The organism is Mesorhizobium zhangyense, assembly GCF_011045115.1.
GTDB classification, from domain to species: domain Bacteria; phylum Pseudomonadota; class Alphaproteobacteria; order Rhizobiales; family Rhizobiaceae; genus Mesorhizobium_M; species Mesorhizobium_M zhangyense.
The window spans coordinates 470,795-496,296 of record NZ_JAAKZG010000004.1 but is presented as its reverse complement, the minus strand read 5'-3'; the positions used below and the strand labels follow the sequence as shown (position 1 = coordinate 496,296).

The 25,502-nt window shown below is 61.6% G+C and carries 23 protein-coding genes; 7 read left to right on the top strand and 16 right to left on the bottom strand.

Translation table 11 applies throughout. From position 1 onward, the window contains the following. Positions 1-19: 19 nt before the first annotated feature. The 15 genes from G6N74_RS12125 to G6N74_RS12055 form a co-directional block, all read right to left on the bottom strand. Positions 20-1,297, bottom strand: a complete 1,278-nt coding sequence (locus G6N74_RS12125; protein ID WP_165117585.1) for a TRAP transporter large permease — start codon at positions 1,295-1,297, stop codon at positions 20-22. Positions 1,298-1,309: 12 nt separating this feature from the next. Next, positions 1,310-1,777 carry a TRAP transporter small permease gene (locus tag G6N74_RS12120; protein ID WP_165117583.1) on the bottom strand — a complete coding sequence of 156 codons (468 nt, stop codon included), beginning with the start codon at positions 1,775-1,777 and terminating at the stop codon, positions 1,310-1,312. A gap of 69 nt (positions 1,778-1,846) precedes the next feature. After that, positions 1,847-2,836, bottom strand: coding sequence for a TRAP transporter substrate-binding protein (locus G6N74_RS12115; protein ID WP_165117581.1), 990 nt, complete (start codon positions 2,834-2,836; stop codon positions 1,847-1,849). Positions 2,837-2,870: 34 nt separating this feature from the next. Then, complete coding sequence (locus G6N74_RS12110) at positions 2,871-3,602, bottom strand: FadR/GntR family transcriptional regulator (protein WP_165117579.1); 732 nt, start codon at positions 3,600-3,602, stop codon at positions 2,871-2,873. Between the two features lie 118 nt (positions 3,603-3,720). Next, positions 3,721-5,277 carry an HAL/PAL/TAL family ammonia-lyase gene (locus G6N74_RS12105; RefSeq protein ID WP_165117577.1) on the bottom strand — a complete coding sequence of 519 codons (1,557 nt, stop codon included), beginning with the start codon at positions 5,275-5,277 and terminating at the stop codon, positions 3,721-3,723. Beyond that, entirely contained in the window at positions 5,274-6,278 is a 1,005-nt protein-coding gene (locus tag G6N74_RS12100) for an ornithine cyclodeaminase family protein (RefSeq protein ID WP_165117574.1), read from the bottom strand. The genes G6N74_RS12105 and G6N74_RS12100 overlap by 4 nt, the downstream gene beginning before the upstream one ends. Positions 6,279-6,349: 71 nt before the next feature. Continuing rightward, positions 6,350-7,138: a 2-keto-4-pentenoate hydratase gene (locus tag G6N74_RS12095; RefSeq protein WP_165117572.1), complete on the bottom strand. Its 789-nt coding sequence runs from the start codon at positions 7,136-7,138 to the stop codon at positions 6,350-6,352. Next, complete coding sequence (locus G6N74_RS12090; protein WP_165117570.1) at positions 7,135-8,403, bottom strand: LLM class flavin-dependent oxidoreductase; 1,269 nt, start codon at positions 8,401-8,403, stop codon at positions 7,135-7,137. The genes G6N74_RS12095 and G6N74_RS12090 overlap by 4 nt, the downstream gene beginning before the upstream one ends. Then, positions 8,400-9,371: an LLM class flavin-dependent oxidoreductase gene (locus G6N74_RS12085; protein ID WP_246245730.1), complete on the bottom strand. Its 972-nt coding sequence runs from the start codon at positions 9,369-9,371 to the stop codon at positions 8,400-8,402. Before G6N74_RS12085 ends, G6N74_RS12090 begins: the two co-directional genes overlap by 4 nt. A 31-nt stretch (positions 9,372-9,402) precedes the next feature. After that, positions 9,403-10,332, bottom strand: a complete 930-nt coding sequence (locus G6N74_RS12080; protein WP_165117568.1) for an ABC transporter ATP-binding protein — start codon at positions 10,330-10,332, stop codon at positions 9,403-9,405. Continuing rightward, positions 10,329-10,970, bottom strand: a complete 642-nt coding sequence (locus tag G6N74_RS12075; protein WP_165117566.1) for an ABC transporter permease — start codon at positions 10,968-10,970, stop codon at positions 10,329-10,331. The genes G6N74_RS12080 and G6N74_RS12075 overlap by 4 nt, the downstream gene beginning before the upstream one ends. A 2-nt stretch (positions 10,971-10,972) precedes the next feature. Next, a complete protein-coding gene (locus G6N74_RS12070; protein WP_165117564.1) occupies positions 10,973-11,596 on the bottom strand; it encodes an ABC transporter permease in 624 nt (207 codons plus the stop codon). A 112-nt stretch (positions 11,597-11,708) separates the two neighbouring features. Further along, on the bottom strand, positions 11,709-12,590 hold the full coding sequence (locus G6N74_RS12065) for a glycine betaine ABC transporter substrate-binding protein (RefSeq protein WP_165117562.1): 882 nt from the start codon (positions 12,588-12,590) through the stop codon (positions 11,709-11,711). Between the two features lie 593 nt (positions 12,591-13,183). Continuing rightward, positions 13,184-14,245 carry an aldo/keto reductase gene (locus G6N74_RS12060; RefSeq protein ID WP_165117560.1) on the bottom strand — a complete coding sequence of 354 codons (1,062 nt, stop codon included), beginning with the start codon at positions 14,243-14,245 and terminating at the stop codon, positions 13,184-13,186. 162 nt (positions 14,246-14,407) lie between these two features. Beyond that, complete coding sequence (locus G6N74_RS12055; protein ID WP_165117558.1) at positions 14,408-15,496, bottom strand: LacI family DNA-binding transcriptional regulator; 1,089 nt, start codon at positions 15,494-15,496, stop codon at positions 14,408-14,410. Between the two features lie 197 nt (positions 15,497-15,693). On the opposite strand from G6N74_RS12055, the gene G6N74_RS12050 reads away from it, so the two are divergent. Genes G6N74_RS12050 through G6N74_RS12025 form a run of 6 tightly spaced genes read left to right on the top strand, consistent with a single transcriptional unit; the run spans position 15,694 to position 22,112 of the window. Then, a complete protein-coding gene (locus G6N74_RS12050) occupies positions 15,694-16,725 on the top strand; it encodes an ABC transporter permease (protein WP_165117556.1) in 1,032 nt (343 codons plus the stop codon). Between the two features lie 24 nt (positions 16,726-16,749). Then, positions 16,750-17,760: a substrate-binding domain-containing protein gene (locus tag G6N74_RS12045; protein ID WP_165117554.1), complete on the top strand. Its 1,011-nt coding sequence runs from the start codon at positions 16,750-16,752 to the stop codon at positions 17,758-17,760. Between the two features lie 59 nt (positions 17,761-17,819). Continuing rightward, positions 17,820-19,409, top strand: a complete 1,590-nt coding sequence (locus G6N74_RS12040; RefSeq protein ID WP_165117552.1) for a sugar ABC transporter ATP-binding protein — start codon at positions 17,820-17,822, stop codon at positions 19,407-19,409. Beyond that, positions 19,406-20,434, top strand: coding sequence for an ABC transporter permease (locus G6N74_RS12035; RefSeq protein WP_165117550.1), 1,029 nt, complete (start codon positions 19,406-19,408; stop codon positions 20,432-20,434). The genes G6N74_RS12040 and G6N74_RS12035 overlap by 4 nt, the downstream gene beginning before the upstream one ends. A gap of 22 nt (positions 20,435-20,456) precedes the next feature. Next, positions 20,457-21,458: a dihydroxyacetone kinase subunit DhaK gene (locus tag G6N74_RS12030; protein ID WP_165117548.1), complete on the top strand. Its 1,002-nt coding sequence runs from the start codon at positions 20,457-20,459 to the stop codon at positions 21,456-21,458. A 12-nt stretch (positions 21,459-21,470) separates the two neighbouring features. Then, a complete protein-coding gene (locus tag G6N74_RS12025) occupies positions 21,471-22,112 on the top strand; it encodes a dihydroxyacetone kinase family protein (protein ID WP_165117546.1) in 642 nt (213 codons plus the stop codon). Positions 22,113-22,125: 13 nt separating this feature from the next. Here G6N74_RS12025 and G6N74_RS12020 read toward each other — a convergent pair whose 3' ends face one another. Then, a complete protein-coding gene (locus G6N74_RS12020; RefSeq protein WP_165117544.1) occupies positions 22,126-23,805 on the bottom strand; it encodes a winged helix-turn-helix domain-containing protein in 1,680 nt (559 codons plus the stop codon). Between the two features lie 363 nt (positions 23,806-24,168). Between G6N74_RS12020 and G6N74_RS12015 the strand changes: the two genes are divergently transcribed. Further along, positions 24,169-25,083 carry a hypothetical protein gene (locus G6N74_RS12015; RefSeq protein ID WP_165117542.1) on the top strand — a complete coding sequence of 305 codons (915 nt, stop codon included), beginning with the start codon at positions 24,169-24,171 and terminating at the stop codon, positions 25,081-25,083. Positions 25,084-25,502: the final 419 nt, after the last annotated feature.

Sequence of the window (25,502 nt, the reverse complement as noted above, 5' to 3'; positions counted from 1 at the left end):
ATATCTCCACGGATTGGGATTATTGAGCGATCATGCGCGGCAGCCACAGCGTGAAATCCTTGGCGAAGGTCAGGATGGCAAGCGTGGTCAGCAGCGGAATGTAGAAGGGCAGAAGGGCTTTCAGCAGCTGTTTTATGGACACTTTCGCGATGTCCGAGACAAGGAACAGCGAGAGGCCCATGGGCGGCGTCAGCAGGCCGATCATCAGATTGAAGATCGTCACGATACCAAGCTGGACCGGATCGACGCCTGCGAGAACCAATGGCGGTGCGATGATCGGCACCAGGAGCAGGGTCGCCGTTGTCGAGTCCAGGAACATCCCGGCAATGAAGAAGATCAGGTTTGCGATGATGAGCAGCATCAACGGGTCCTTCGACCAGTCGAGCAAGGTGGCTGCAAAAACCTGAGGCACCTGTTCGACGGCGAGAATCCAGCCGAAAAGTGCAGCCGAGGCTACGATGATCAGGATCGCGCTGGAACTGCGGGCTGTCAGAACAGCCGAGTTCCAGAGATGCGCGAGCGTCAATTCCCGGTAGAAGGCGCCGCTGATGAAGATGACATAAACTGCCGTGATCGCGGCAGCTTCGGTTGGCGTGAAGGCACCGGCCGTCATTCCCGCCACCATGAGGACCGGAGCGACGATCGCGGGAAGCGCCGGCAGGAGTGCGGCCACGACCTCGCCGAAGGTTGGCCGGCGTTCGGCGCGGGGATGACCGTGCCGGATAGCCACGATCAGCACGGTGAGCATAAGCAATATCGTGCAGGCGATAGCCGGCATGATGCCTGCGACGAGAAGCTGGACGATCGATACGCTCGTGACCGAGCCGTAGACGATAAGCGGGATCGAAGGCGGGAAGATCGGCCCCAGCGTGGCGGAAGCCGCGGTTACCGCACCGGCAAAGGACGGATCGAAACCGCGTTTCTTCATGGCGTCGATCTCGATACGGCCGAGCCCGCCGATGTCGGCGAGGGCCGCACCGGACATGCCTGAGAAGACGAGGCTTCCGAAGACGTTCACCTGGGCAAGACCGCCCGGCACCCGCCCGACCAGCGTGTAGGCGAAACGGAAGATACGATCCGTTATGCCCGAGAGGTTCATCAGGTTGCCGACGAAGATGAAGAGGGGGACGGCGACTAGCGGAAAGGAGTCGAGCGCATAGGTGATGCGTTGGGCCAGCAGTCCCAGCGGGAGCCCTTCGATGAGGATGTAGGCGATCGAGGGCAACAGAATGGCGTAGACAACGGGGAAGCCTAGCATGAAAAGCGCGAGAAAGGTGGCGACGACGAGAAAGCCCATGTCAATCGATCCTCAGATCGCGATGTTCGTGTCGGCCTGCGGTGGTTTCCGCAGATGGACGAGGTGGACGAGAGTGGCCCCGGCGAAACCGAACAGCGTCGCGCCCAGGAATATCCAGAAGGGGATGCCCAGCGTCGGCGTCGCGTTTGCGAGGTTCCTGGAAATATTTGCCGCCGTCACCCAGGCGATGAAACCGGTGATCGCAACAGCGCTGATGGAGATCGTGAAGTTCACCACAGCACGCAGTTTCCTGGGCATGGCCGCCTTGAATTCTCCCATCACGATGTTCTCGCCGTGCTCGATCACCAGCGGATAGGCAAGGAAGACAAGGCAAATGAGCAGAAAGCGCGTCAGCTCCTCCGCGCCGATGAAGGGCAGCGTAAAGACGCCGCGCATGATGACCTGAGCGGTCGGAACGATTATCAGCCCCACCATGACGGCGACAACAATGACCGTCAGGATGCGTTCTGGCACGCGCATCTCGTATCTCCCATTTCTGGAACAGCAGGCAGGACGCGGCGGGAGCCGCGTCCATGCGGTGCGATCGTGTTACTTGACCGCTGCGATCTGTTCGATCAGCGGCGTGAAGTTCGGGAAGTCCTGGGTGATCTGCGCACCGACCCTTTCACGAAAGGCGGTCACGTCGAGGCCGTCTGCTTCGGTGATGACGGTCATGCCGCGGCCCTTGAGATCTTCGACCAGCTTGGCCTCGGATTCGGTTGCCATCTTCAGCGACTTCTCGGCCTCATCATCGAGAACCTTCGTGATGGCAGCGCGCTGTTCCTCGCCAAGTCCTTGCCAGACATCCTCATTGACGAAGACGGCAAGCACGGCACGCATATGGCCCGTCATGGACAGATGCGACTGGACCTCGTTGAGGTTATTGGAAGCGATCATGGTCAGCGGGTTCTCCTGGCCGACGACCACACCCGTCATCAGCGCAGTCGGCAGTTCCGCGACCTCAACGGGGGTCGGAATGGCGCCGAAACCCTTGACCATGGAAACCCAAAGCTCGAGCGGCACGGCCCTGAAAGGCTTGCCGGCGAGATCTTGCGGTGTCTTTACGGCGAAGTTCGAAGAGATGTGCCGGTCGCCGCGATAGATGCGGCCGACGATGCGGATGCCCTGCGCCACGAGCTTCTCATTTATGGCCTGGAGCGCCGGCGACGTGTCCGGATCGGTTGCCGCAAGCGCATGCGCGCCGTCGCGATAGATGAACGGTGCGTTGAAAACCGCCACCTCAGGGACAAGACGGGCAAGCGAAGCGAAGTCATGATGGCCCATCGATATGGAGCCCATGCGGACCCCGTCCACCATCTCGGCCACGCCACCGAGTTGGCTGGCCGGATAGACCGTAACGGTGACATCGCCGTTGGTTGCGGTCGCAATGCCCTGTGCCGCCTGCGCGGCATATATCGTCTGGATATCGCCTTCCGCGCCGACATGGGCGTAACGCAGCTCGGCGGCTTGCGCGGCAGTCGTGGCAGCGAGCGCGATGGTCACGCCGGTCAATACACTTAGAATTCTGTTGTGCAGCATGTTGTAACTCCTCCCATTGGTTTCATGCTTTTGGTTAGGTCGCCGGCCTCCTCGAGAAGGCCGAGATCAGGCTCCGGCGACGGAATGCGTCACCGATGGCGAAATGTTCACGAAGCTTCCGGTCGGCTGCATCCGGGTTCCTGTCGACGATGGACAGGAAGACCTCGCGGTGTGCGTCGACCAGGTAGTCGATGACGCCGGGCTCGGAGATCGTCACCTCACGGCGCTGTATGTGGCTGCGGCGCAGAAGGTCGCCAATTGCGCGGTAGAGCGTGTTCAGAGCCTCACTGTGGCTGGCGTCGACTATCGCCTGGTGGAAAGCGAAATCAGCCGCGCCACCCTCGGCAGGGTCATGCAGCGTGTCCATCAGCCGTGTCAGCTTGGAGCCGATACCCTTGAGATCGGTCTCGCTTGCGCGGTCGCATGCAAGCCTGATCGCCTGGCATTCGATGGCGATGCGCGCCTGCATCACGTCATCGAGAATGTCAGGCTGCTGGGCCAAACTGAACGTGAAAAAATCCGAAAGCACCGAGATCTCGGCATGGCGCACGAAAGCGCCGCGGCCATGTTGAATATCGAGGAAACCCAGCATGGACAGCGAGCGCAAGGCCTCGCGCAGTAGCGGACGCGACACTCCCAATTTGAGCGCCAGTTCGCGCTCGCCCAGCAATCGCTCTCCTGTTTTTAGGGTCCCGTCGAGCAGCGCATTACGGAAGAAGGCAAATACCTTCTCAGCGCCGGACAGGTCTTCACTTTGAGCAAGCATGGGTCACATTCAACTGGAATGACAGTGGTAAGACCACTTCAATCAAACGCATTGCATGTTGTCAATAGAGGCTATGTCTCGTTGGGCATCTCGGCGCAGATCGCCTAAGTTTTCCCGCTTACGCGGATATGATTGAGGGAATGCCGGAAAACAGGGCGTCGATCGCCTTTATCGTATCCCTCTTCCACAGCATGTCATGGACCGCTGCGGCATCGGGGCCGGTCTCGTGGTCTTCCACCAGTTCTGCCGCCACCGCGCGCACCATCTTGTGAAGGAGACTGCCGGCATCTCCGAGTTTGCGTTCCGGTTCCGCCGCCACGCGCAGGTCGCAAGCCTGAGCTGACAGAAGCGCCTCGATCGAGACCAGCCAGCGGACAAGTTCGATCTGCTCGTCGAGTTTGCGGATGGTGAGAGTGGTCTGCGGCGCGAGGTCCTCGACGGTGTCGGAAACGACGATTGCATCAAGACTGGCGGGCTGCGCCTTCAGCCGGATTTCCGCGTGGAGTGCCGCGATAGACTTCTGCATGGGAACGAAACCGGCGGCCGCGCCGCCGACCGGCGACAGATAGTTCGGCAAACCTGAAAGCCGCCCGGTCATCAGCTTGATCGACCGCTGCGCCGAGGCGGTGGCGAGATGCACAAGCGCGATGGCCAGTGTGTCGAACGCCAGCGCTATGGAGGGCGTGTGGAAATTGGCGGAGGAATGGATCTCGCCGGTTTCAGGCAGAACCAGCGGATTATCCGCAACCGCATTCAGCTCGATTTCGACGGCATCGCGCGCGGCCTCGAAAGCACCGAGGACCGTTCCAGTTATTTGCGGCAGCGTGCGGAAGGAGATGGCGTCCTGTATCTGCCGCGAGGCCGCAGCCTGCGTCTGGCTGCTGCCTTCCATGGCTTTGCGGAACAGCGTTGCCGCCTGTTGCTGGCCGTTGGCCGGTCGCGCCGCCACCAGGCGCGGGTGGAAGATCAGCGCATTGGCGGCATAGCCTTCGCAGGCAAAGGCGGCTGTCGCGATATGGACAGTCAACAGCGCGCGCACCGCCTCGAGGGAAAGGGCTGCCATGGCGCAGGTGACAGACGAGGCATTGCCGACGGCGAGGCCATCCTTGGAGCCGAGTTTGACCGGCGCGAGCCCGGCCGCTTTCAAGGCTTCCGCGCCGGAAAGGACTCGCCCGCGGAAATAGGCGCGACCTCGCCCGATCAGCACCGCAGCGACACTCATCATGAGGACCAGATCGCCGGTGCCGAGCGACCCGCGCGATGGAATGACCGGAACGACGTCCCGCTCCAGCATCGCGATCATCAGATCATGGACATGCGGCGACACTCCGGCTCCACCCTGCGCCAGAGTGGCGATGCGGCAGAACAGGGCGGCCCGGCAGGTCTCGATGGGCAGCGGGTCGCCGACGCCGGCGATGCGGCCGCGCACCATCTGCTCCTGAAACGCCGGTATCTCGTCCTGCGTGATGCGATGCCCGACATTGCCGCCAAGACCCGTGTTGAGCCCGTAGACCGGGATATTGCGCGCCAGATGATCGTCGACCACCGCGCGCGAAGCCTGCATGCGGGCGCGGATTTCTGGGCTCAGCACGACCCGCAGCGGCGTGTGCGCGGCGTTCACCACATCCGCGATGCTCAGCGGGCGGGCGCCAAGATGGAAATCGGGCACGCTCATGCGTAGCGCAACCTGTGGCCGGCGCCCATACCGGCGGCTTTCTTCAAAATGGCATGGCCGAGCGCGATATCGGACAGCGACAGGCCGCGATGCCAGAACAGGATGGTCTCGGCATCTTTCTCGCGCCCGGGCTTGAGACCGGCCACGATCTGCCCGAGTTCGGCATGGAGCGTCGCTTCCGACAGTTTGCCTGCCTCGACATGAGCGCGCAGCGACCCGAACTTGCCACCCTTGCACTGACCCCAATCGTCGACGACCATCTTGGACATGATATCGGTCAGCGAAAGCTCCACCGCGCTCATCGTGCCATAAGGCACGACGAATGCGCCCGGCTTGATCCATTCGGTCTTCAGCATGGGTTGCGGCGCGCTGAGCCGTGAGGCCTCCACCACGATATCCGCGTCCTCGACGCAGGAGCGCCAGTCGTCGGTGGCGATGACCTCCTTGCCGAGGTCGCGGCTGAGCTTCTCGGCAAAGGCGTTGCGGCTTTCGGGCCGGCGCGAATGGACGCGGATCGTTTCGAAATCGAACAGGCTGTCCAGCAGTCTGACGTTCCAATAGGCCGTGCCGCGTGCACCGATGTGACCGAGCGTCTTCGATCCCTTGCGGGCGAGGTATTTGGCACCGACCGCAGTCACCGCTCCGGTGCGCATGTCGGTGATGCCGCTGGCATCCATGATGGCGGTGGGCATGCCGGTGCGCGGATCGAACAGGTTCAAGATCCCGAATTCAGACGGCAGGCCCTGCTTGTAGTTGTCGACGAAATCGCCGACCACCTTCACACCCGCCGCATCGATCTCGCCGCCGATCCAGCCGCGCAGGACGTTGAAGTGGCCCTCGACGCCGGCCTTCGGCTCCAGATGCACGCGAGGCTCGATCACCGTTTCGCCGCGTCCCTGCATGCCAAGGCTCGCCTCGATGGCCGCCAGTATTTCGGCGTCCGAAAGTGCTGCCGCCTCGATATCGTGCCGGTTCAGGTAGGTCAGGTAGATCGGCTGCATGGGCACTCCTTGAAAAATCGAACCCGGCATCGCGGCTCGCGTCACCCCAGCCGGGAATATATCGCCGCGGACTACCGCAACCTGAACGACGCGTGTCCGACGCTGGTCATGGAGACGGAGACCTCGGAGGGCGCGGCGACGGAGCGGGTCGGCAGATGCGTTCCACACAGGACCGACATTCCGGCCCGCAGCTGTTCACCTCTGTCGGCCAAAACGCGCGTCATCCAGGCGACAACCTCCAACGGGTCCTGCGGCGCAGCACCCGTTGCCTCGGCGACTACTTTCCCGTCGATTGATACGCTTGTCGTCAGCGTCGCCAGATCGAGACTTTCGATCGCGATGCCCGGACCGCCGATGACCGCGCCGACATTGTATATGCCCTGCGCCACCGCTTGCGCCGCAGTTGGATCAAGGGCGAAAGCGTTGCGCGGGTCCAACAGCTCGAAGCCGGGCCGCACCGGTTCCAGACTGGCCAGGATTTCGTCGCGGCTGCATTGCCTCGCCGGCAAGTCGCGCGAAAGGGTGAGGACCAGTTCCGGTTCGATGATAAGGTCGCGGTAGTCGATGCCATCAAGAACCGCGCCGCTCGGCACGATCAGATCGGCGAAGACAGGCGCGATGCAGGGTTCATCGAGCCCGTAGTACTGCAGCGACGACGCCTTGTTGAAGGCGATCTTGTAACCGCCGATCTTACGCTGCGGCTTGCTCGCCTGCAGCTGCCGCACAACTTCGTCCTGAACCTCATAGGCAAGATCGAGATCGGTGCCGATCGAGCCGACATGCCGATCAAAGACACGCTTTTCGATGATTTCGCCGGCGATTGTGGTTCCGAGGGCAGTGATCTCTGAGACGTCTATCATTTCCGCACCGGTTTTTTCAGGCCAAGATGTTCACGCAGTGTGCGGCCTTCGTAGTCCTGCCGGAACAGGCCGCGGCGCTGCAGTTCCGGCACGACGAGCGTGGCAAAGGCATCGAGTTCTCCGGGGAAATAGGACGGCATGACGTTAAAGCCGTCGGCAGCGCCACCTTCAAACCGCGCCTGAAGCTCGTCCGCGATCTGTGCCGGCGTACCAACCACGCGCCAGTGTCCGCGCGCGCCGGCAAAGTGGCGTGCAAGCTGCCTTATCGAAAGATTGTCGCGGCGCGACTGTTCGACAACGAGGGCTTGCCGGCTCTGCATTCCCTCGGTGGCCGGTAGTTCAGGCAGCGGGCCGTCGACCGGATAGGCCGACAGGTCGGTGCTGAGATAGCTGGACAGCAGCGCCACGCCGACATCGTCGGGGATCAGTTCCTGCAACTCGTCAACCTTTGCGCGGGCTTCCGCTTCGCTTGCCGCCACGACGGGCGCGACGCCCGGCATGATCTTGATATCGTCCGGTTCGCGCCCGCAGGCGACCAGACGCGCCTTGAGATCGTCGTAGAAGGCCTTTGCCTCCTCGAAGGTCTGTGCGGCGGTGAACACGACGTCGGCGGTGCGGGCGGCAAGATCGCGGCCCTCGTCGGAAGCCCCGGCCTGCACCATCACCGGCGCGCCCTGCGGCGAGGGCGGCAGGTCCAGCGGGTCGCGCACCGAAAAGTTCCGGCCGTCATGGTTGAGCGCATTGGCACCATCGCCATGCCACAGGCCGGCGACGACAGTCGCGAATTCGCGGGCGCGCTCATAGCGGTCGGAATGCGGACGCAAGCCGGTCGAGCCGAAATTCGCCGCTTCTATGTGGCTGGCCGACGTAACAAGATTCCAGCCGGAGCGCCCGCCGCTGATCTGGTCGAGCGAGGAGAAGGCGCGGGCCAGGCCGTAAGGTTCGTTGTAGCTGGTCGAGGCCGTTGCGACGAGACCGATATGGCTCGTCTGGGCAGCGAGCGCGGCGAGCAGGCTGATAGGCTCGAAGCCTATCGAGCGCGAGGTCTGGCTGGCGATGGCGATGTTGGCCTCGCGCAGGCCTGCGGCATCCTCGCAAAAGATGAGATCGAATTTGGCAGCCTCGGCGGTGCGCGCAAGCTGTATGTAATGATCGATGTCGATGCCGGCCGTGACATGCGCATTGGGATGACGCCACGCCGCGATGTGATGTCCGGTGGCCCACAGAAAGGCTCCGAGTTTCATCTGCCTGCGATTGGCCGTCATGATGCGCCTCCCCCGGCAAGGCCAAGATTTGCGCGCAACGTCGCGCCGGCATAGTCGTACCGGGCGAGGCCGCGCTGCCGCAGCTCCGGCAGGACACCACCGACGAAATCGTCGAGCGCGGCCATCTGCGGCGGCAGGACGATGTTGAAGCCGTGGCAGGTTCCTGACTGGAACCGCGCTTCGAGCCGGTCGGCGGTTTCGGCCGGCGTGCCCGACGGCTCCAGCGTGACGAATATCTTCACCGCATCGGGCTCGCGTCGGCATGCTGCGGCGCGGGCAGTCAGATCGTCATGGAACAGCTTGGCGCTTTCGGGTGATACTTCGTCCGTCAGCACGACATCGGCCGTGCGGGCGGCAATGTCCAAGTCCGACGCCGACAGGCTGGACATCACCAGCGCGGGCGTATCCTGCGGAGACCGCGCGACATTCAGAGGCCCGCGAACGGAAAAGAACTCGCCCTTGTGATCGAGCAGGTGCATCTTTGCGGGATCGTGGAAACGCCCGCCCACCTTGTCGAAGAGCAGCGCATCAGTGTCCCAGCCTTTCCACAGGCCTTGAACGATATCGAGATATTCCTCCGTCCGCCGACGAAAGCCGTCGGGAGAAAAGCCGTCCGGACGGCTGAAATTCGCTGCCTCGAGCGGGCTCTGCGTCATCGAAGCGTGCCAGCCGGTGCGGCCATGGCTGATGACGTCGAGCGAGGCGAAACGGCGAGCGAGATTGTAGGGCTGATGCGCGACTGTCGACGCTGCGGCAACGAGCCCGATCCTGCTGGTCACCGTGGCGAGCGCCGCCACCAGCGTCGTAGCCTCGAAGGGCGCGGCATCGGCAAACACCACCATGTCGAGCGCATTCGCCTCGGCCTTTTGGACCAGTTGCGCGAACAGGCCGAAATCCAAAGCGGCTGCGGCAGAACCGCTTCCGGGGGAGAAAGAAATACCGAGATGCATTGTCCGTTCGCGGCTCATCGGCGCTTTGTTCCTCCTCCTGAATTCCGGATCAGACCGCAAAAATCGCGTCGCGTTTCAACTGTCCGAGCACAGCGCCAGAGGCGTCGGTCACCGCCAGCACCTCGCTGTTGTCCGCCGCCATCAGCGCCAGCGCATCGCGCAGGTTCGTGCCCGCCGCCACCTTGCCGGCTTTTCCGTTCGGCGCGCCTTTGGTCATGGCCGTCTCGACAGTGAACAGGCTGAGCCGCTTCAAGGCGCGGTCCAGGCCAACAAAATTCTCCACGAATTCGTCCGCAGGATGCGACAGGATGGCATCGGGCGTATCGTATTGCACGATCTTGCCGTCGCGCATGATGGCCAGCCTGTCGCCCAGCCGGATCGCCTCATCCAGATCGTGGGTGACCAGCACGACGGTCTTTCGGACGCGGCGCAGGATCTGCCGGAACTCTTCCTGCAGTCGCGCGCGGGCGATCGGGTCGATGGCGCCGAAGGGTTCGTCCATCAGAAGCACCGGCGGGTCGGCCGCGAGCGCACGCGCAACGCCGACGCGCTGGCGCTGGCCGCCGGAAAGCTGGCGTGGATAGCGGCGCAGCATTTCCGGGTCGAGGCCTACCAGTTGCATCAGTTCATCGTTGCGTTTTGCTATCCTGTCGGCGGACCAGCCAAGCAGCTTCGGCACCGCGCCGACATTCTGCGCGATCGTCATATGCGGGAACAGGCCGACCTGCTGGATGACGTAGCCGATATGACGGCGGAAGATCACCGGATCGACGGAACGGACATCGGCGCCATTGACGACGATCCGCCCTTCTGTCGGGTCGATCAGGCGGTTGATCATCCGCATTGTCGTGGTCTTGCCGCAACCGGACGGCCCGACCAGCGCCACGGTCACGCCCTCGGGGACCTCGATGCTGAGATCGTCGACGGAAGCGGCCGCGCCTTCGCCATAGCGTTTGGTGACGTGTTCCATCGTGATCATGCGGCCGTTCTTTCTCCGAACAGGACTTTCTCGGTGCGGCCGAGCAGGAATTCGGTCGCGAGCGCCAGCAACGCGATCGGGACGGCGCCGACAAGCAGCCGCGACATATCCATCCCGGCGACACCGACGGCGATGAAGTCGCCAAGACCGCCACCGCCGATGAAAGGCGCGAGCGTCGCGCCGGCCAGCACCTGCACGGCGGCGGTGCGGGCACCGGCAAACATCGCGGGTGCTGCCAGCGGAATCTGGATGCGCCGCAGCAATTGCCAGCGGCTCATGCCCATGCCGATCGCGGCCTCGACCGCGTCGGCATCGACATTGCGCAGGCCGACATGCGCGTTGAGCAGGATCGGCGGCAGAGCGAGGAAGGTCAGCGCGACGATCGACGGCCAGAGGCCGATGCCAAGCAACGGCATCATGATCGCCAGGATGGCCAGGCTCGGCAGGGTGCGGATCGCGTTGACCGTGTTGATCGCGGCGAAGGCCAGTCGCTCGCGGCCGAGGATGACGATCGCCAGCGGAATGCCGATCAGCAACGCAAAGGCCATCGACGCGCCCGACATCAAGAGATGCTGCCAAAGCGCGCGATTGAATTCGTCCGGATGTTCCAGGACCCAGTTGAAAGCCTGCTGCACCATCGTCAGTCGCTCCGCCAGCGAACGATGGCCTTTTCGGTCCGGCTCAGCAGGACATCGAAGAAGGTCGCGATGAACGCCGTCAGCAGGCCGCCGACGAGGATCTTTTCAGGATAATTCTGGTCTATCCCCATAAGGATGATGGTGCCCAGTCCGCCGGCATCGATGAAGGCCGCGACCGTCGCGATACCGATGACGGTGACGAGCGCAATGCGGATGCCGGAGAGGATCAAGGGCAGCGCCAGGGGGAGCTCGATGCGAACGAGCCGCTGCCAGGGGCCGTAGCCCATGCCGTCGGCGGCATCGAGAATGTCTTCCGGAACGCCGCGCAGGCCCGTCACCACGTTGCGCAGCAAAATGAGCAGGCAGTAGGAGGAAAGCCCGACCAGGGCCGGCTTCATGCCAAGCCCCAGGAACGGGATCATCAGCGCAAACAGCGCAAGGCTCGGGATGACGAAGATGATGCCCGTAATCGTCAGGGCAAACGCATAGAGCCGCGGCCTGCGCGCGCATACGATGCCCAGCGCCACCGCAATGATGCCGCCGATCAGCACCGAAAGCAGCGAAAGCACGAGGTGCTGTCCAGCCGCCGCCAATATTTCGGGTATGTGCTTAGGTGCCCAGGTCACAAGTCCGCCCGCTGATGAAAACCGGGCGCGATGGAGACGGATAGGCCGTCATCGCGCCCGGGTCTGATGATTTGGCCGGCGGGAATCCTATCTCGCCATGGCCCGGAAGTCTTCAGATGCCGTTGGCTGCCAGAAATTCGGTCGCAACTTCGGCAGGCTCCTTGCGGTCGCGTTCCACGGCGGCATTCAGTTCGCGCATGTTCTCATTGTTGAGAAGCGGGCTGATCTTGTTCAGCACCTCGGCGATCTTGGGGTTCTTTTCCAGCGCATCCTGCCGCACGACCGGAACGAGGTAGTAGGGCGGGAAAAGCGCCTTGTCGTCATCGAGCACGGCCAGCTTGCTGTCGGCGATCTGCCAGTCGGTGGTGAAGCCGAAGGAGACGTCGATCTGCTTGCTGGTCAGCGCGCTGTAGCGGATGCCGAGCTTGGCGAATTTGACGAACTCCTTGAACTTGATCCCATAGACCTTTTCCAGTCCCGGCAGCCCGTCCTTGCGTTCACCGAACGTGCCTTCAGCGCCGAAGGTGAGGTCTTTGGATGCCGGTCCAAGGTCGGTCAGCGTCTTCAGCTTGTACTTTTCCGCCGTCTCGGGAAGCAGGATGATGGCGTAGCCGTTGTTGATCTTGGTCGGATCGAGCAGCGTCAGCTTGAGGTTCTTTTCGTAGTAGTCCTTGACCTCGCCGTAGATCTTGTCGGCACTGCCGGACAGGTCGCCCTTGACCACCGCGGCAAGTGCTGTGCCGGTGTATTCGGGATAGAGATCGATGTCGCCATTGGTCAGCGCGCCATGCGCGATAAGCGTTGCGCCGAGGTTGAGGCGACGCTCGACCTCGATGCCAGCCTTCTCGAGTGCCTGGGCATAGATTTCAGCGACGACGAACTGTTCGGTAAAGTTCTTGCTGCCGATCTTGACGGCGTCCGCGAAGCTCGAAGACGTGATGGCGAGAGAGGCCAGGGCGCCGAGCCCGGCGGCTTTCAGTAAGTTGAAAATCATGACTGTCTCCGAGGAGTTGGAAGGGTTGCCTGCAGATGATAAAATCCCAAGTGCACTAGTAAATTATAAGGAAAATGCGACATCTGATAGTCGATTTTTCCTATTTAGTTGTGGTAACGGGAAAATATTTGCTGAATTTTGCCTACCATTTAAGCAGAATGTCTGTACCTGAAGCATTATGCCTATACATATCGCAATCCGTCCAGCGTCGGTTTCCTGCCATCGAAACGAGAGCTCCGCCGAACCTGTGTTTCGGCGTGGAATAAGGGCTCTGACGCATTTGATGATGTTGAAGGTGTTCCGATGCCGCGGGCTTCTAACAGTGAGAGTTTTTCGCCGCCTTGCATCTGCCGCTTGAGCAGCTTGAGCTTTTTGATTTGCCGCTCAGGGCGGAAAGTTTCGGGCTCGCTAGCAAAAGGAAAGACCAGATTCGCAGGGCACTCCGAACGGTCTGCCGAGCCTGGTCGGCGTCAGTGAAAGCGACCACCAGCGGCCGCATGATTGATCGAGGAGTGGAGCCAACACCCGTGGCAGCGGAAGTATGACCTCATCGTCGCTGGCGCGGGCTCTTCCGGCGCGCACCAGCCGCCCGGTCAAACCATTCCAACATCCTCATAACTTGCATGGAGCGCCCAGTCGCCTTGGCAGAAGCGATCTCGGGCGAAGTTGTGCTGGTGCCAGTACGGATAGATGTAGGCAGGGCGGCTCGCCAGATTGAGCCTTTTGAGTTCCTCTTCACCGAGCTTCAGGTCGACGGCTGCGATATTCTCCTTGAACTGCTGTTCGCTCAGGCCACCGACCACGAGGCTGGAGATTGCCGGACGCGAGAGCGTCCAGGCAAGCGAGACCTGGGCAACCGACACGCCACGATCTCTGGCGATCTCTTCCAATACGTCGACAATCGTCCAGAGCCGCTCCTCATCGCGGATCGGTGGTTCGGTCCAGCCGGCGGCCTGGCGCGAGTCGGCGGGCGTCCTGTTGCGGCCGAAGGCGCCCGAAAGCAAGCCTGCGGCCAGCGCGCTCCAGACCATGACGCCGAGACCCTGGTCCACCGAGATCGGCAGGAGTTCGTATTCCGCCTCGCGCGCCTCGAGCGTGTAGTGGATTTGCTGGGTAACGAAGCGCGGCAGGTTCTTTGCTTCAGACGCGCCCAGCGCCTTCATGATGTGCCAGCCCGAATAGTTCGAGCAGCCGATGTAGCGGATCTTGCCTTGCTGCATCAATGTATCGAGCGCCGAGAGCATTTCGTCTACCGGCGTCAGCCCATCCCATTCATGCATGAAATAGATGTCGATGTGGTCGGTCCGGAGCCGCTTCAGGCTCAGTTCGCATTCGCGTATCAGATGGTAGCGCGAGACGCCCTCGTCATTCGGCCCGTCGCCGATGCGCATGCGTGCCTTGGACGAAATGAGAACGCGGTTGCGTTTTTCTCCCAGTGCTTCCCCGAGGATCTCCTCCGAACGGCCCAGCGAATACATGTTGGCGGTATCGAAGAGGTTCACGCCGCCTTCGATGCAAGTGTCGACAAGCCGCCTGGCCTCGTTCACGCCCTGGCTGGCGACCTTGGAAAAACCCCCGACGCCGCCGAACGAGAAGGTGCCCATCGCAATGGCCGAGACCTTGAGGCCCGAGCGTCCCAGCGTCCTGTATTCCATGGTTCTGACTCCCGAGAATAGTTTGATTGTCGTCTGTCGTGATGGTTCAGCCGGGCAGGGCTTTCCGCCGCGAGTGGGCGCAAGCGCGTGGCTAGATCGGCTGTGGTGTGGATGAATGCGATCTGCGGTATGGGAACGCCTCCTCGTTCCGCCGCCTGGACCTCAGTCCGCAGGCAGCTTTGCCGCAATTTTCGGGGCGCGGCGGCCGATGGGATGGGTCGCGCCCCGCTCGTGGCTTGCACGCAGCACCAGATCGGCGCCGACCAGGATTTTCACCGGTGGCTGTGGCTCTGCGGCGCTGATCAGGTCGTCGAGCATCGTCACGGCGAGATAGCCTATCTTGCGCTTGGAGACTTCGATCGTCGACAGCCCGGGCTCCATGGTCGCGCTTTGCGGCAGATTGTCGAAGCCGATGATCGAGACGTCGTCGGGGATCGCGACGCCGTGCTCCTTGAGTGCCCGAATGAAACCGTAGGCAATAATGTCGTTGGTGCAGAAATAGCATTCGGCAAGGTCAAGGCCGTCCTCGAGCAACGCGCGGGTATCGACATAGGCGCCGTCATAGGTCGACTCCACCGATAGCACGTCAGCCTCGCGCACCTTGAGGCCGAGCCGCGCCATGTTGGTGAAGAAGGCGTCGCGCCTGAGCCGGAAATTGGTCGTGTCGACATGCGAGGCGACGAAGCCGATGCGCTCGTAACCCTGCTTTTGAAAGCGGGCGAGCACCTTGTGCACTGCATCCTCGTTGTTCATGTCGACGAAGTTGGCGTCGACCACCTGATAGAACGTGTCGATGAACACGGTCGGCAGGCCGAGCCCCTGGATCAGCCGGATGTCGGCCTCGGTGAGTTCCGTGCCAAGCGCAATGACGCCGGCTATGGGCGCGCCGGCAAGCGACTCCGCCACGGTGCTGATCGGCTGCCCCTCGAAGCTCACGACTTCGAGCGTGTAGTTACGCCGCGTGGCCTCGGCCGACATGCCGTCGATGTAATCGGAGATGAAAACGCTGTGATCCCGGTTCACGGTATGGCCATGCTTGGCAATTTTCAGGAAGCGCAGCGTCGCCCCCGGCTCCGAGCCGCTCTTCGATACGCGCGGCACGTAGTTGAGGCTTGCGACCGCCTCGAGCACACGGGCCCGCGTGACGCCGGAAATGTCGCCCTTTCCGTTCAGGACAAGCGAAACCGTGGCCGGCGATACACCTGCCGCACCTGCAATGTCCCGGATCGTCCGTGTTTTCTTGCCCTTCATGCGTACCCGAATGGCCCCCAATTTATGCTGCGGCTGCGAGGAAGTTTAGTAAACGTATTCGCTCCGGCTCGCGAGAGGTAGGCCAAAACCGACCCGTTCACAAGAAGGTTTCAACGATAACGGGCTTGCGCTGGCTAAATTGCTTTGCTAACTCTTTACTAAAGCTCGCACTTGTTTACTAAACATGGGAGGAGACCATGCAGAAAGCCGGCGGGCAGCTGGTCATGCTCGTTGCGATCAATGGCCTGCTGCTGGTTCTTGGCGCCGCCATTTCCGGCGGCTCCTTTCTTTCGCTGTTCAATCTCCAGTCCATGGCGAGCCAACTGCCGGAAATTGGTCTGCTGGCGATCGGCGTCATGCTTGCCATGTGCGCGGGCAATGGCGGTATCGACCTTTCCGGCATTGCGCTTGCGAATCTCTCCGGCGTCCTTTCGGCAGTGATAGTCTCGGCCTTCATTTCGAGTGGGGAAAGCGAGACGGCCTTCAGCCTGGCGTTCATCTTCGGCGCATTGGCGATCGGCTTTCTCGGGGGTGTGATCAACGGTCTTCTGATCTCGAAGCTGAACATCACCCCCATCCTGTGCACGCTCGGCACACAGATGGCGTTCATGGGGCTCGCGATCGTCGTCTCAGGCGGAAAGGCCGTGATGGTCGGCAGTCCGGCACTGCTTTCCAGCATCGGCAACGACATGTTCCTCGCAGTGCCGATCAGCTTCCTCCTCTTCGTGATCGTGGCTGGCCTGATTGCGGCTGTCCTGAAGTTTACGCCCTATGGGCTGTGGTTGATGCTGATGGGCACCAATCCTAAAGCCGCGGTCTATGCCGGCTTCCCGAAGACCGGCGTTCTGGTCGCAACCTATGCGATCAGCGGCCTGCTTTCCGGACTTGCAGGTATCATCATCGCTGCGCGCAACGTCAATGTGAAGTTCGACTATGGCAGCTCATATCTGCTTATCGCGATCCTCATCGCCGTCATGGCCGGCGTGAAGCCCGAGGGTGGTTACGGACGGGTGGTCTGCGTGGTGCTGAGCGCGGTGGCGCTGCAGCTGATGTCCAGCCTTCTCAACTTCGGCGGACTCTCGAATTTCGTGCGCGACTTCGCCTGGGGCCTGCTGCTTCTGACGTTCCTGGCGGTAGGTCGATACGACCTCACGGGCTTCCTGTTCCCTGGCATTCGCCAAACGGTTTCTTCGGTGCCTGTCCCTCACGCGCCGAAGCAAGACAACTGAGGGAGATCTAATGTGGAGGAGAGAATGAAAACGCTATCCAAGAAGTTTCTGGCAGGCACCGCGGTTGCGGCAGCGATGCTTACCGGTTCGATCGGCACGCTCCTGGCGCAAGATAAACCTGTCATCGCCACTGTGGTGAAGATCAGTGGCATTCCGTGGTTCGACCGCATGAGCACCGGCGTCCAGGCTTTCGCCGAGGCGAACCCGGATGTCGTCGCAAGCCAGAGCGGTCCGGCAACTGCCGATTCCGCGCAGCAGCTTCAGATCATCCAGGATCTCGTTGCGAAGGGCGTCAGCGCACTTGCCGTCGTGCCGATGGATCCGGCCGTTCTGGAAGGCACGCTCAAGCGTGCCATGGAGCGCGGCATCGTGGTGGTGACGCATGAGGCTGACAACCAGATCAATACCCAGGCCGACGTCGAGGCCTTCGACAATGCCGACTATGGCGCAGCGCTCAACGAACGCCTCGCAAAATGCATGAACAACGAAGGCAAGTGGACGACCTTCGTCGGTTCGCTCGGCAGCCGTACGCACATGCAGTGGGTCGGTGCTGGCGAGGAGAACGCCAAGAAATACTCCGGCATGCAGCTCGTCGATCCGAACAATGAATCCTTCGACGATGCCAACGGCACCTATGAGAAGGCCAAGGAGATCCTGCGCAAGCATCCGGACATCAAGGGCTTCCAGACTTCCGCTGGCAATGACGTGCTCGGCGTCGGCCGCGCGATCGACGAAGCCGGCCTGTCGGGCAAGATTTGCCTGGTTGGTACCGGCCTGCCGAACCCCTCGGCCGACCTGCTCGAAACCGGTGCCATCACGGCGATCGGCTTCTGGGATCCCCAGAAGGCCGGCATGGCCATGAACGCCGTCGCCAAGCTCCTTATCGAAAAGAAGGAACTCACGGACGGCATGGACCTCGGTGTCGAAGGCTACAACAAGGTAGCGGTGAAAAAGGGTGCGGGTGAGGGCCTGCTGATCATCGGCAATGGTATGGTCCTGGCCGACAAGGCTACCTACAAGGACTACCTGTTCTAGTCGCTCTTCCAAGCCGGCCGGGGTGCTTTCGACAAGCACTCCGGCCGTCAGCGCCTCGTATGGCGTGGCGCTGTCAATTCACGAAGGATCCCGACGTGTCGGCAAAAGAATACAGCGAACAAGCCTCCGGCCGGTTCCTGGAGCTCAGGAACATCCACAAGCGGTTCGGTGGTGTGCATGCCCTTCGCGGCATATCCCTGACGCTTGACCTCGGCGAGGCCTACCACCTGCTGGGCGAGAACGGCTGCGGCAAGAGCACGGTTATCAAGATCATGTCCGGAGCGCTGGAGCCGAGCGATGGAGAGATCGTGCTGGATGGCCAGACCTTTTCTTCGCTTTCGCCGATCCAGTCGCTGGCAGCAGGTATCGAGACCGTCTACCAGGACCTCTCGCTCCTGCCTAACCTGACCGTTGCCGAAAACGTTGCGCTGAACGAGCAGCTCGTCAGCGCAAATGGGCGCCTCGTACGCCTCTTCGACCGCTCCCGCCTCAGGCAGACCGCCGAAAGGGCGCTTGCCATGGTCAGCCTGCCGACCGACCGCGCTTTCCTTGGCACCACTGTTTCCGATCTACCGCTCGCCACGCGCCAGCTTGTCGCCATCGCCCGCGCTATCGCCACCCGGGCGAAGCTCGTCATCATGGACGAACCGACGACGTCGCTCACCCGCCGGGAGGTCGACAATCTCATTAAGGTCGTCGAGCGCCTCCGCTCTGAAAACGTCGCCGTCCTGTTCGTGACCCACAAGCTCGATGAGTGCTACCGCATCGGCGGCCATGCCGTCGTTTTTCGCGACGGCCAGTGCGTGGCCCAGGGGTTGATCGAGCAATATACCAAAAAGGAACTCACCGAGCTGATGACCGGCCGGTCGATCGGTTCTGAACGCTACCGGACGGGCAAGCCGGCGGAGGCCGAACTCTTCGCAGCGTCCGGCCTCGTGGCGCCCGGCGTGCATGATATCAGCTTCAAGGTCCGCAAGGGCGAAATCCTAGGGATCACCGGGCTTGCGGATTCAGGCCGCAACGAACTTGCCATGGCCATCACCGGTATCGAGCCCGCCAGCGGCGGCACCATCTCGCTTGATGGGCGCAAGGTTGCGATCCGCCGCCCTGCGGACGCGATTGGCCACGGCATCGGCTATGTTCCGGAGGACCGCCTCGCCGAAGGACTTTTCCTCGACAAGTCGATCTTCGAGAACGAGATCGCGCTGATCCTGACCAGGCTCAGCAACGCGTTCGGCATCATCGACAAGAACAAGGGCCGTGCCATTGCCGCGCGCCTTTCCGAAGAGATGCGCCTCAACACGAAGAACCTCGACCTGCCGGTCGGTGCTCTTTCCGGAGGCAACCAGCAGCGCGTGCTGATCGGCCGCTGGCTCAGCATAGCGCCGAAACTCCTCGTGCTGCACGGCCCGACGGTGGGCGTCGATGTCGGCTCCAAGGACATGATCTATCGCGCGATCCAGTCTCTCGCCGAAGCCGGCATGGGTCTTGTCATCGTCAGCGACGACCTGCCGGAACTACTGCAGAACGCCGATCGCATCCTCGTCATGAACAGCGGCCGCGTCGTTGCCGAATTCGAAGCAGAGCGGGCGACCGAGGAACAGGTCTACAAGGCCATGCTGACTTCGGAACTGGAGGCCGTCCAATGAGCACTTCACGGATCGACGGGCTCTCCGAAAACACATCCCGGTCCTTCAGCTTTGGAGACCTTGTGCGCAGAAGGCCGGAAACGATCACCTTCATGCTGCTGGTCGCGATCTGCGTGATCGTCGCGATCGTTAATCCTGCCTTCCTGCAGCCCTCGACGCTTATCGACATCGGCCGCGCAAGCGTTGTCATGGGCCTCTTCGCGCTTGGCGTCTTCATCATATTGGCTGCTGGCGGCATCGATGTCTCGTTCACGGCGATTGCCGCCTTCACCATGTATTCGCTGACGGTGCTGGTGCTGAACAACTTCCCAGGCATGCCGATGGCGGTAATCATGCTGATAGCAGTCGCCGGCGGCGCGCTTCTCGGTGTCATCAATGGCCTTCTGGTCCATCACCTGAAGGTTCCGTCGCTGATCGTCACGATCGGCACGCAATATCTGTTCCGCGGTTTCCTGCTGTCCTTCATCGGAACGGTGTGGATCATGTCGCTGCCGCCGCAGATGGGCGCCTTTGGCCGCATGCCGCTCTTCCAGTTCGAATCCGCCAATGGCGCGCTCGTCACGCTGCCCGTCTACTTCCTGATCCTGCCGCTTGCAGCGCTCGTGACCTGGTGGATTCTGAACCGCACGCTGATGGGGCGAGCGATCTTCGCAGTCGGGGGCGACGCCAACATAGCAAGCCGTCTCGGCTACAATTTGCGCACCGTGCACGTCTTCCTGTTCGGCTATGCCGGTGCACTGGCTGGTCTTGCCGGCATCATCCATGTCTGTGCAAACCGGCAGGCCAACCCCTTCGACCTGGTGGGAACGGAAATCAACGTGATTGCCGCGGTCGTGCTCGGCGGTGCGCGGATAACCGGCGGCACCGGCACGGTGCTCGGCACCATCCTCGGCGTGCTTCTGATCGTCGTCATCAACAGCGTGCTGGTCATGGTCGGTATTCCCAGCACGTGGCAGCGGCTGGTCGTGGGCAGCTTCATCCTGCTTGCCGCCGCCTTCTTCGTCACGCGCCAGCGCAAGAAATAAGCCCTTACCCAAAGAGGAACCTATGAAGAAGTTTTTGAACGACCCGGTCGATTTCGCCGACGAGATGCTGGAGGGCATATACAAGGCGCATCCAGCCGTCACCTATGTGGCCGACGACAAGCGCTGCCTCGTGACCAGCAAGCTCAAGGCCGGCAAGGTCGGGATCGCAACCGGCGGTGGCTCCGGCCATCTTCCATTGTTCCTCGGCTATGTCGGCGACGGCATGCTCGACGGCGCTGCGGTCGGTGGCGTCTTCCAGTCGCCCAGCGCCGAGCAGATGTACCAGGTGACCAAGCATATCGATCAGGGTGCCGGCGTTCTCTACATCTTCGGCAATTACAGCGGCGACATCATCAATTTCGATATGGCCGCCGAACTGGCCGATCTCGACGGCATTCAGGTCAAGCAGGTCATCGGCAATGACGACGTCGCCTCTTCCGTCGTCGGCGAGGAGCACAAGCGCCGTGGCGTCGCCGGCATATTCTTCGTCTACAAGGCTGCGGGAGCCGCCGCAGCCGAGGGGCTGTCGCTTGACGAGGTGACCCGCCTGGCAGACAAGGCGCGCCTGAGAACCCGGACCATGGGCGTCGCCCTTTCCAGCTGTGTCGTGCCGGAAATCGGCCACGCGACCTTTTCCATCGGCGAAGACGAGATGGAGATCGGCATGGGCATTCACGGCGAACCCGGAATCATCCGCAAGAAGCTCGCCCCTGCCGATCAGGTCATCGACGAGATGATGGAGCGTATCTTTGCCGAGCAGGACTACAGGAACGGTGACGACGTAGCCGTTCTCGTCAACGGTCTCGGCGGCACGCCGATGGAAGAGCTCTACATCCTCTTCCGTCGTGTCTCACAGCTTCTGGAAGCGCGCGGCGTCACGGCGAAGCACGTCTGGGTCGGCGAATTCGCCACTTCGATGGAAATGGCTGGAGCTTCCGTCTCGATCCTGCATCTCGACGAGGAACTGGATCGGCTGGTCGCAGCACCCGCAAACACCCCCTTCTTCAAGCACGTCGCGGGCTGAGGCAGGCCAATCATGGATAAGATCACCGCTTCCGATATCATCCGGCTTTTCGACGCATGGAAAACGCTGTTCGCCGAGCAGCGGGAGTTTCTCATAGCGCTCGACGGCAAGGTCGGCGATAGCGACCTCGGCATCACCATGAGCAAGTCTTTCGCCGCTGCCGCCGAGGCGCTCCACGGGGAAGGCGAGGTGGCGGGTATCGCAAAGCTGCTTCGGACCGCGGGCGCCACCATGGCCCGCACGGCGCCGTCCACGATGGGAACCCTGACCGCGACCGGATTTTTACGCGCAAGCAAGGCGGTCGACGGAAAGGAGGCACTCGGGGCAACTGAAGTCGCCGCCTTCTGGCGCGCCTTTCGTGATGGCGTCGCCGAGCGCGGCAAGGCCAAGGTCGGCGACAAGACATTGCTCGATGTCCTTGACCCGATTGCCGTGGCCCTCGAGGCACAGGCCGAAAGCGCCGCGCCGCTCGCCGAGGCGCTGGCTGCGGCGGCTGCCGCGGCCGAGCAGGCGCTTAAGGCGACGGAGTCCATGCTGGCGCAGCATGGCAAGGCGGCGGCCTTCCAGCAGAAGACGATCGGCCTGCAGGATGCGGGAGCGACCGTTGGTTATTTCCTGGTCAGGCGGATGGCGGAGTTTGTCGCGGAGGCCTAGCGGCCAGGTGGCTCTAGCGTTCCGGTAATCCGGCCTCGATCATCGTCTGCTGGAGTTGCTTGCTAGCCTCAAGAAAAATCGGGCTGACATTATCGGTCGGTGATGCAACGTTGAGTGCCGTCGAACCGGGCCGCAATTCCAGGGCTTTCGCCATGGCCGCACTTGCCTCGCCAGGTCGGCCGAGGCGCTGATAGGCCGAGGCCAACAGCATGTAGGGCCTCCCCGATGCCGGCGTGATGGCGATCGAGCGTTCCAGCCAGCGCACCGCTTCTTCGTTGTGGCCCAGTAGCAGGTTGGCCCATCCTATGCCAAGCAGCCAGGTCCAGCGCGAGACCACCGGTGTGTCGAACCGATCGGCCTGCTTGAAGGTTGCCAGCGCGTCCTCGAAGCGCCCCAGTTGGATCTGCGTGAGACCCAACTGGTAAAGAGCCGATCCATTCCATGGCGCGAAATCCAGAACCTCCGCGCAGGCGACCAGGCTGTCTATGAAGTGGTTGGTTGCGCTGAGAAAGCGGCAGTATGCTTCCAGCACGGGAATGTATCGCGGCCTGGCCTGCAATGCGCTCTCCAGCAGCGATCTGGCATTGCTCTCTGCCGCGGCATTCTCGATCGGACCGTACCAGACCATCTGAATCCCGCGCGTCTGAAGTGCGGCAAGCGCGACTTGCAGATCGATATTGTCGGGTTCGCCGGCAAGCGCGTTTTCCAGCATCGTTTGCGATGCCAGAAAACGTTCTCGCGAGGTTTGGTTGATGGAAGCCATCGCCTGTTCGATGACGACTTTGGCGTTGCCGCCAGCCGTGGTACCAGCTTCCAGAAGCACATTGAGGCGACGCGTCAGCGTGTCGCCCACCCCTGCCGCAAGCCGTGATTGCAGGAGTTGCACGTCCGGCTCGTTGACGTCTACCAACGCTGTGGCGACCGACTGGACCTCGCCGGTAGCAGCTTCGATCACGCGCGCCTGCAAGACCCAGGATTGCGGGCCTTTCTGTAGTTCGCCCTGCAATACGAAGTCCGATTGCGTGGAAGAGGGCGTTGGTGTGGGGTTGGCCGCCGGTGCGCCCGATCGCGGCGCTACCACGCGGATATTGTCGATCTTGGCCAGGCCGTTGATGAGGTGTTCGGTTACACTATTGGCGATTGCTATCGCTTGGCTGTCATCGCTGTAACCGATGATCGGCATCACGGCGACTGTCGGCGCTTCGCGCTTGAAGAAGAAGTCTGGCGCAAGGATCACGGCCACGGCAAATCCGATGACGACGCAAAGCCCCGCCACGGCCGCGGCAGTCCCACGAAGGCCGAATGGTAATCTTCTTCCTGCAGATACGGCTATCTCAGGCCCGGAAGCTATGCCTGCCGATCCATCACCATCGACGGAAAGGCCCGTCGGAAGGCCCGACACCTCGGCCTCAAACAGATAGCCGCGGCCGGAGATGACCTTGAGCAACTGTCGCTGATCGTCTCCGAGGGCGGAGCGAATCTCGCGGATACACTGGAAAAGGCTGTCTTCGCCGACATGGATGTTCGGCCAGACCGCCTCCATCAACTCCTGCTTGCTGACGATGCGCTGGGCATTGGTGGCGAGCAAATGCAGCATGGCAAATGGCTTCGGCCGCAGCCGTATAGGCTCGCCATCGGGACCACGCAGCTCGGCACGCTGCTGGTCAAGCTCAAAGCCGGCAAACCGGAGCACACTGTATCCCCACCCCATATTAGGGACGGTGCAAATATCAGAAAAACTTCAGAATGTCATCATTGCCCCTTCAGGACACCTTGCGCCCTTTCATGAGATGACGTGTCGAGATTGCTACTTTGGGTAGCAACAGCGCGGGAAAAATCCACGTTGAGTTTAATGGTGTTTGCGCGGAACCCGGCGCGTAGGGCCGATATCGTTCGTCGGTTGTGCGCCACGCTGTGCCATTGCAGCGATCTCACTTTTTTTGGGTGTGTCGGCTCCCCGTCGCGCCTGCGCCGCGGATTTTTAATCTCGCGGCTGATCTTCCAGAATCTTTGCAGTACCACGTTCACCAAGCCTGGGCTGCAGTCAGGTGGTTGCATGGATAGCGGAACAGAATTGGCGAGTTTTGGGAACGCATCGATTTCGAGGCGAAGCGGGCTTTCAGTAGAACAGATTTTGGCCAATCCGGCGCTGCATGGAGTCATTCGCCGGCAAGCGCAGACTATGCTGGCGAGCTACAAGGCCGACCCACGCCTGGGCTCCGTCTTCGCAACCCAGCAGCGGTGGCTGATGGCCCATGCGGGCCTTTCGCTGACGTTTAGAAGGGAGGGCCCGGAACATCGTGCCGAGACGACCGCGGCGCGGATATTCGAGTTGGTGGAGAGGTATGGCATCGCCAGTCGCAACACCGCCGATACGTTCCTGAAGGAGTTGCTGCACTACAAGATCATCCTTCCTGCCCCCGACAGCGGTGACAAGCGCGTACGTCCGGTGATGCCGTCAGAGTCTGCATTGATCGTCCTCAACAACTGGATCGTGACTCATCTGAAGACATTAGACGGGCTGGACGGCGGCCAGCGGTGTGTGACCTACTGGAGCGACCTGGGCGGGCTTTCACGCATCCAGCCTCTGATCGCCGACAACCTCCTGTCCGCACCTGAGGTGCGGCAACCGGAACAGACATTCTCTCTTTTCACCTGGCTGAACAATGGCGGGGTGGTGATGGATTGGCTGTTCGGGGGAATTGATCCCGCTGACGCTACTGCTGACCGCATTCCGACAGGGGTATTGTCGATCGGCGATTTCGCGGAGTTCCTGAAGCTCTCAAGAACGCATCTCGATCGTAAGTTTCGAGAGGCCGAGCGGCTGGGTAGTCTTGGTTGGAAGGGACGCAGGGGCCGCTCGATGATGTGGGTCTCAAAAGATTTCCTTGATGAGTATATGACCGCTCAGGCAGTCAAGCTTGCCATCGTCGATGCGGCCTATGAAAAATGTTTCGGCCCCGACGCTTGATAGAGCATGATCCCGAAAAGTTGCAGACTTTTCGGACAAGATCATGCTTCAAAATCTATATCCTGGAGTGAGATGACGATTCAAGGAACCGTCATCTCACTCTAGCGTGAAGCTGCCATCTTTGATCTGAGCTGCTGCCAGGCACGCTCCCGCTCCCGGCTGCGATCGCGTCGCGCGATCCGCCTTGCGTTATGCCCTGAGCTGACGCGAATCCGGGATGCTCCCAGAAATGATGCGAAAACCTCCCAATAATGGTCGCGAATCCGGGCTTTCCCCATGTTGACGGTCAGATGATCTGGCCATTAGGTTCCGCCCTGTCCAAGGCAGAAAGTAAAGACGGGACGGCTGAAGGATCAAGACATCGATGATGCTGAATAACTACTGGGACACTCTCCCGGTGGAGGGAATTTCTTTGTCGA

What these genes read in the sequence shown, in the direction of transcription:
- G6N74_RS12125 (WP_165117585.1), bottom strand. Translation starts at nt 1,297, where the DNA reads ATGGGCTTTCTCGTCGTCGCCACCTTTCTCGCGCTTTTCATGCTAGGC.
- G6N74_RS12120 (WP_165117583.1), bottom strand. Translation starts at nt 1,777, where the DNA reads ATGCGCGTGCCAGAACGCATCCTGACGGTCATTGTTGTCGCCGTCATG.
- G6N74_RS12115 (WP_165117581.1), bottom strand. Translation starts at nt 2,836, where the DNA reads ATGCTGCACAACAGAATTCTAAGTGTATTGACCGGCGTGACCATCGCG.
- G6N74_RS12110 (WP_165117579.1), bottom strand. Translation starts at nt 3,602, where the DNA reads ATGCTTGCTCAAAGTGAAGACCTGTCCGGCGCTGAGAAGGTATTTGCC.
- G6N74_RS12105 (WP_165117577.1), bottom strand. Translation starts at nt 5,277, where the DNA reads ATGAGCGTGCCCGATTTCCATCTTGGCGCCCGCCCGCTGAGCATCGCG.
- G6N74_RS12100 (WP_165117574.1), bottom strand. Translation starts at nt 6,278, where the DNA reads ATGCAGCCGATCTACCTGACCTACCTGAACCGGCACGATATCGAGGCG.
- G6N74_RS12095 (WP_165117572.1), bottom strand. Translation starts at nt 7,138, where the DNA reads ATGATAGACGTCTCAGAGATCACTGCCCTCGGAACCACAATCGCCGGC.
- G6N74_RS12090 (WP_165117570.1), bottom strand. Translation starts at nt 8,403, where the DNA reads ATGACGGCCAATCGCAGGCAGATGAAACTCGGAGCCTTTCTGTGGGCC.
- G6N74_RS12085 (WP_246245730.1), bottom strand. Translation starts at nt 9,371, where the DNA reads ATGAGCCGCGAACGGACAATGCATCTCGGTATTTCTTTCTCCCCCGGA.
- G6N74_RS12080 (WP_165117568.1), bottom strand. Translation starts at nt 10,332, where the DNA reads ATGATCACGATGGAACACGTCACCAAACGCTATGGCGAAGGCGCGGCC.
- G6N74_RS12075 (WP_165117566.1), bottom strand. Translation starts at nt 10,970, where the DNA reads ATGGTGCAGCAGGCTTTCAACTGGGTCCTGGAACATCCGGACGAATTC.
- G6N74_RS12065 (WP_165117562.1), bottom strand. Translation starts at nt 12,590, where the DNA reads ATGATTTTCAACTTACTGAAAGCCGCCGGGCTCGGCGCCCTGGCCTCT.
- G6N74_RS12060 (WP_165117560.1), bottom strand. Translation starts at nt 14,245, where the DNA reads ATGGAATACAGGACGCTGGGACGCTCGGGCCTCAAGGTCTCGGCCATT.
- G6N74_RS12055 (WP_165117558.1), bottom strand. Translation starts at nt 15,496, where the DNA reads ATGAAGGGCAAGAAAACACGGACGATCCGGGACATTGCAGGTGCGGCA.
- G6N74_RS12050 (WP_165117556.1), top strand. Translation starts at nt 15,694, where the DNA reads ATGCAGAAAGCCGGCGGGCAGCTGGTCATGCTCGTTGCGATCAATGGC.
- G6N74_RS12045 (WP_165117554.1), top strand. Translation starts at nt 16,750, where the DNA reads ATGAAAACGCTATCCAAGAAGTTTCTGGCAGGCACCGCGGTTGCGGCA.
- G6N74_RS12040 (WP_165117552.1), top strand. Translation starts at nt 17,820, where the DNA reads ATGGCGTGGCGCTGTCAATTCACGAAGGATCCCGACGTGTCGGCAAAA.
- G6N74_RS12035 (WP_165117550.1), top strand. Translation starts at nt 19,406, where the DNA reads ATGAGCACTTCACGGATCGACGGGCTCTCCGAAAACACATCCCGGTCC.
- G6N74_RS12030 (WP_165117548.1), top strand. Translation starts at nt 20,457, where the DNA reads ATGAAGAAGTTTTTGAACGACCCGGTCGATTTCGCCGACGAGATGCTG.
- G6N74_RS12025 (WP_165117546.1), top strand. Translation starts at nt 21,471, where the DNA reads ATGGATAAGATCACCGCTTCCGATATCATCCGGCTTTTCGACGCATGG.
- G6N74_RS12015 (WP_165117542.1), top strand. Translation starts at nt 24,169, where the DNA reads ATGGATAGCGGAACAGAATTGGCGAGTTTTGGGAACGCATCGATTTCG.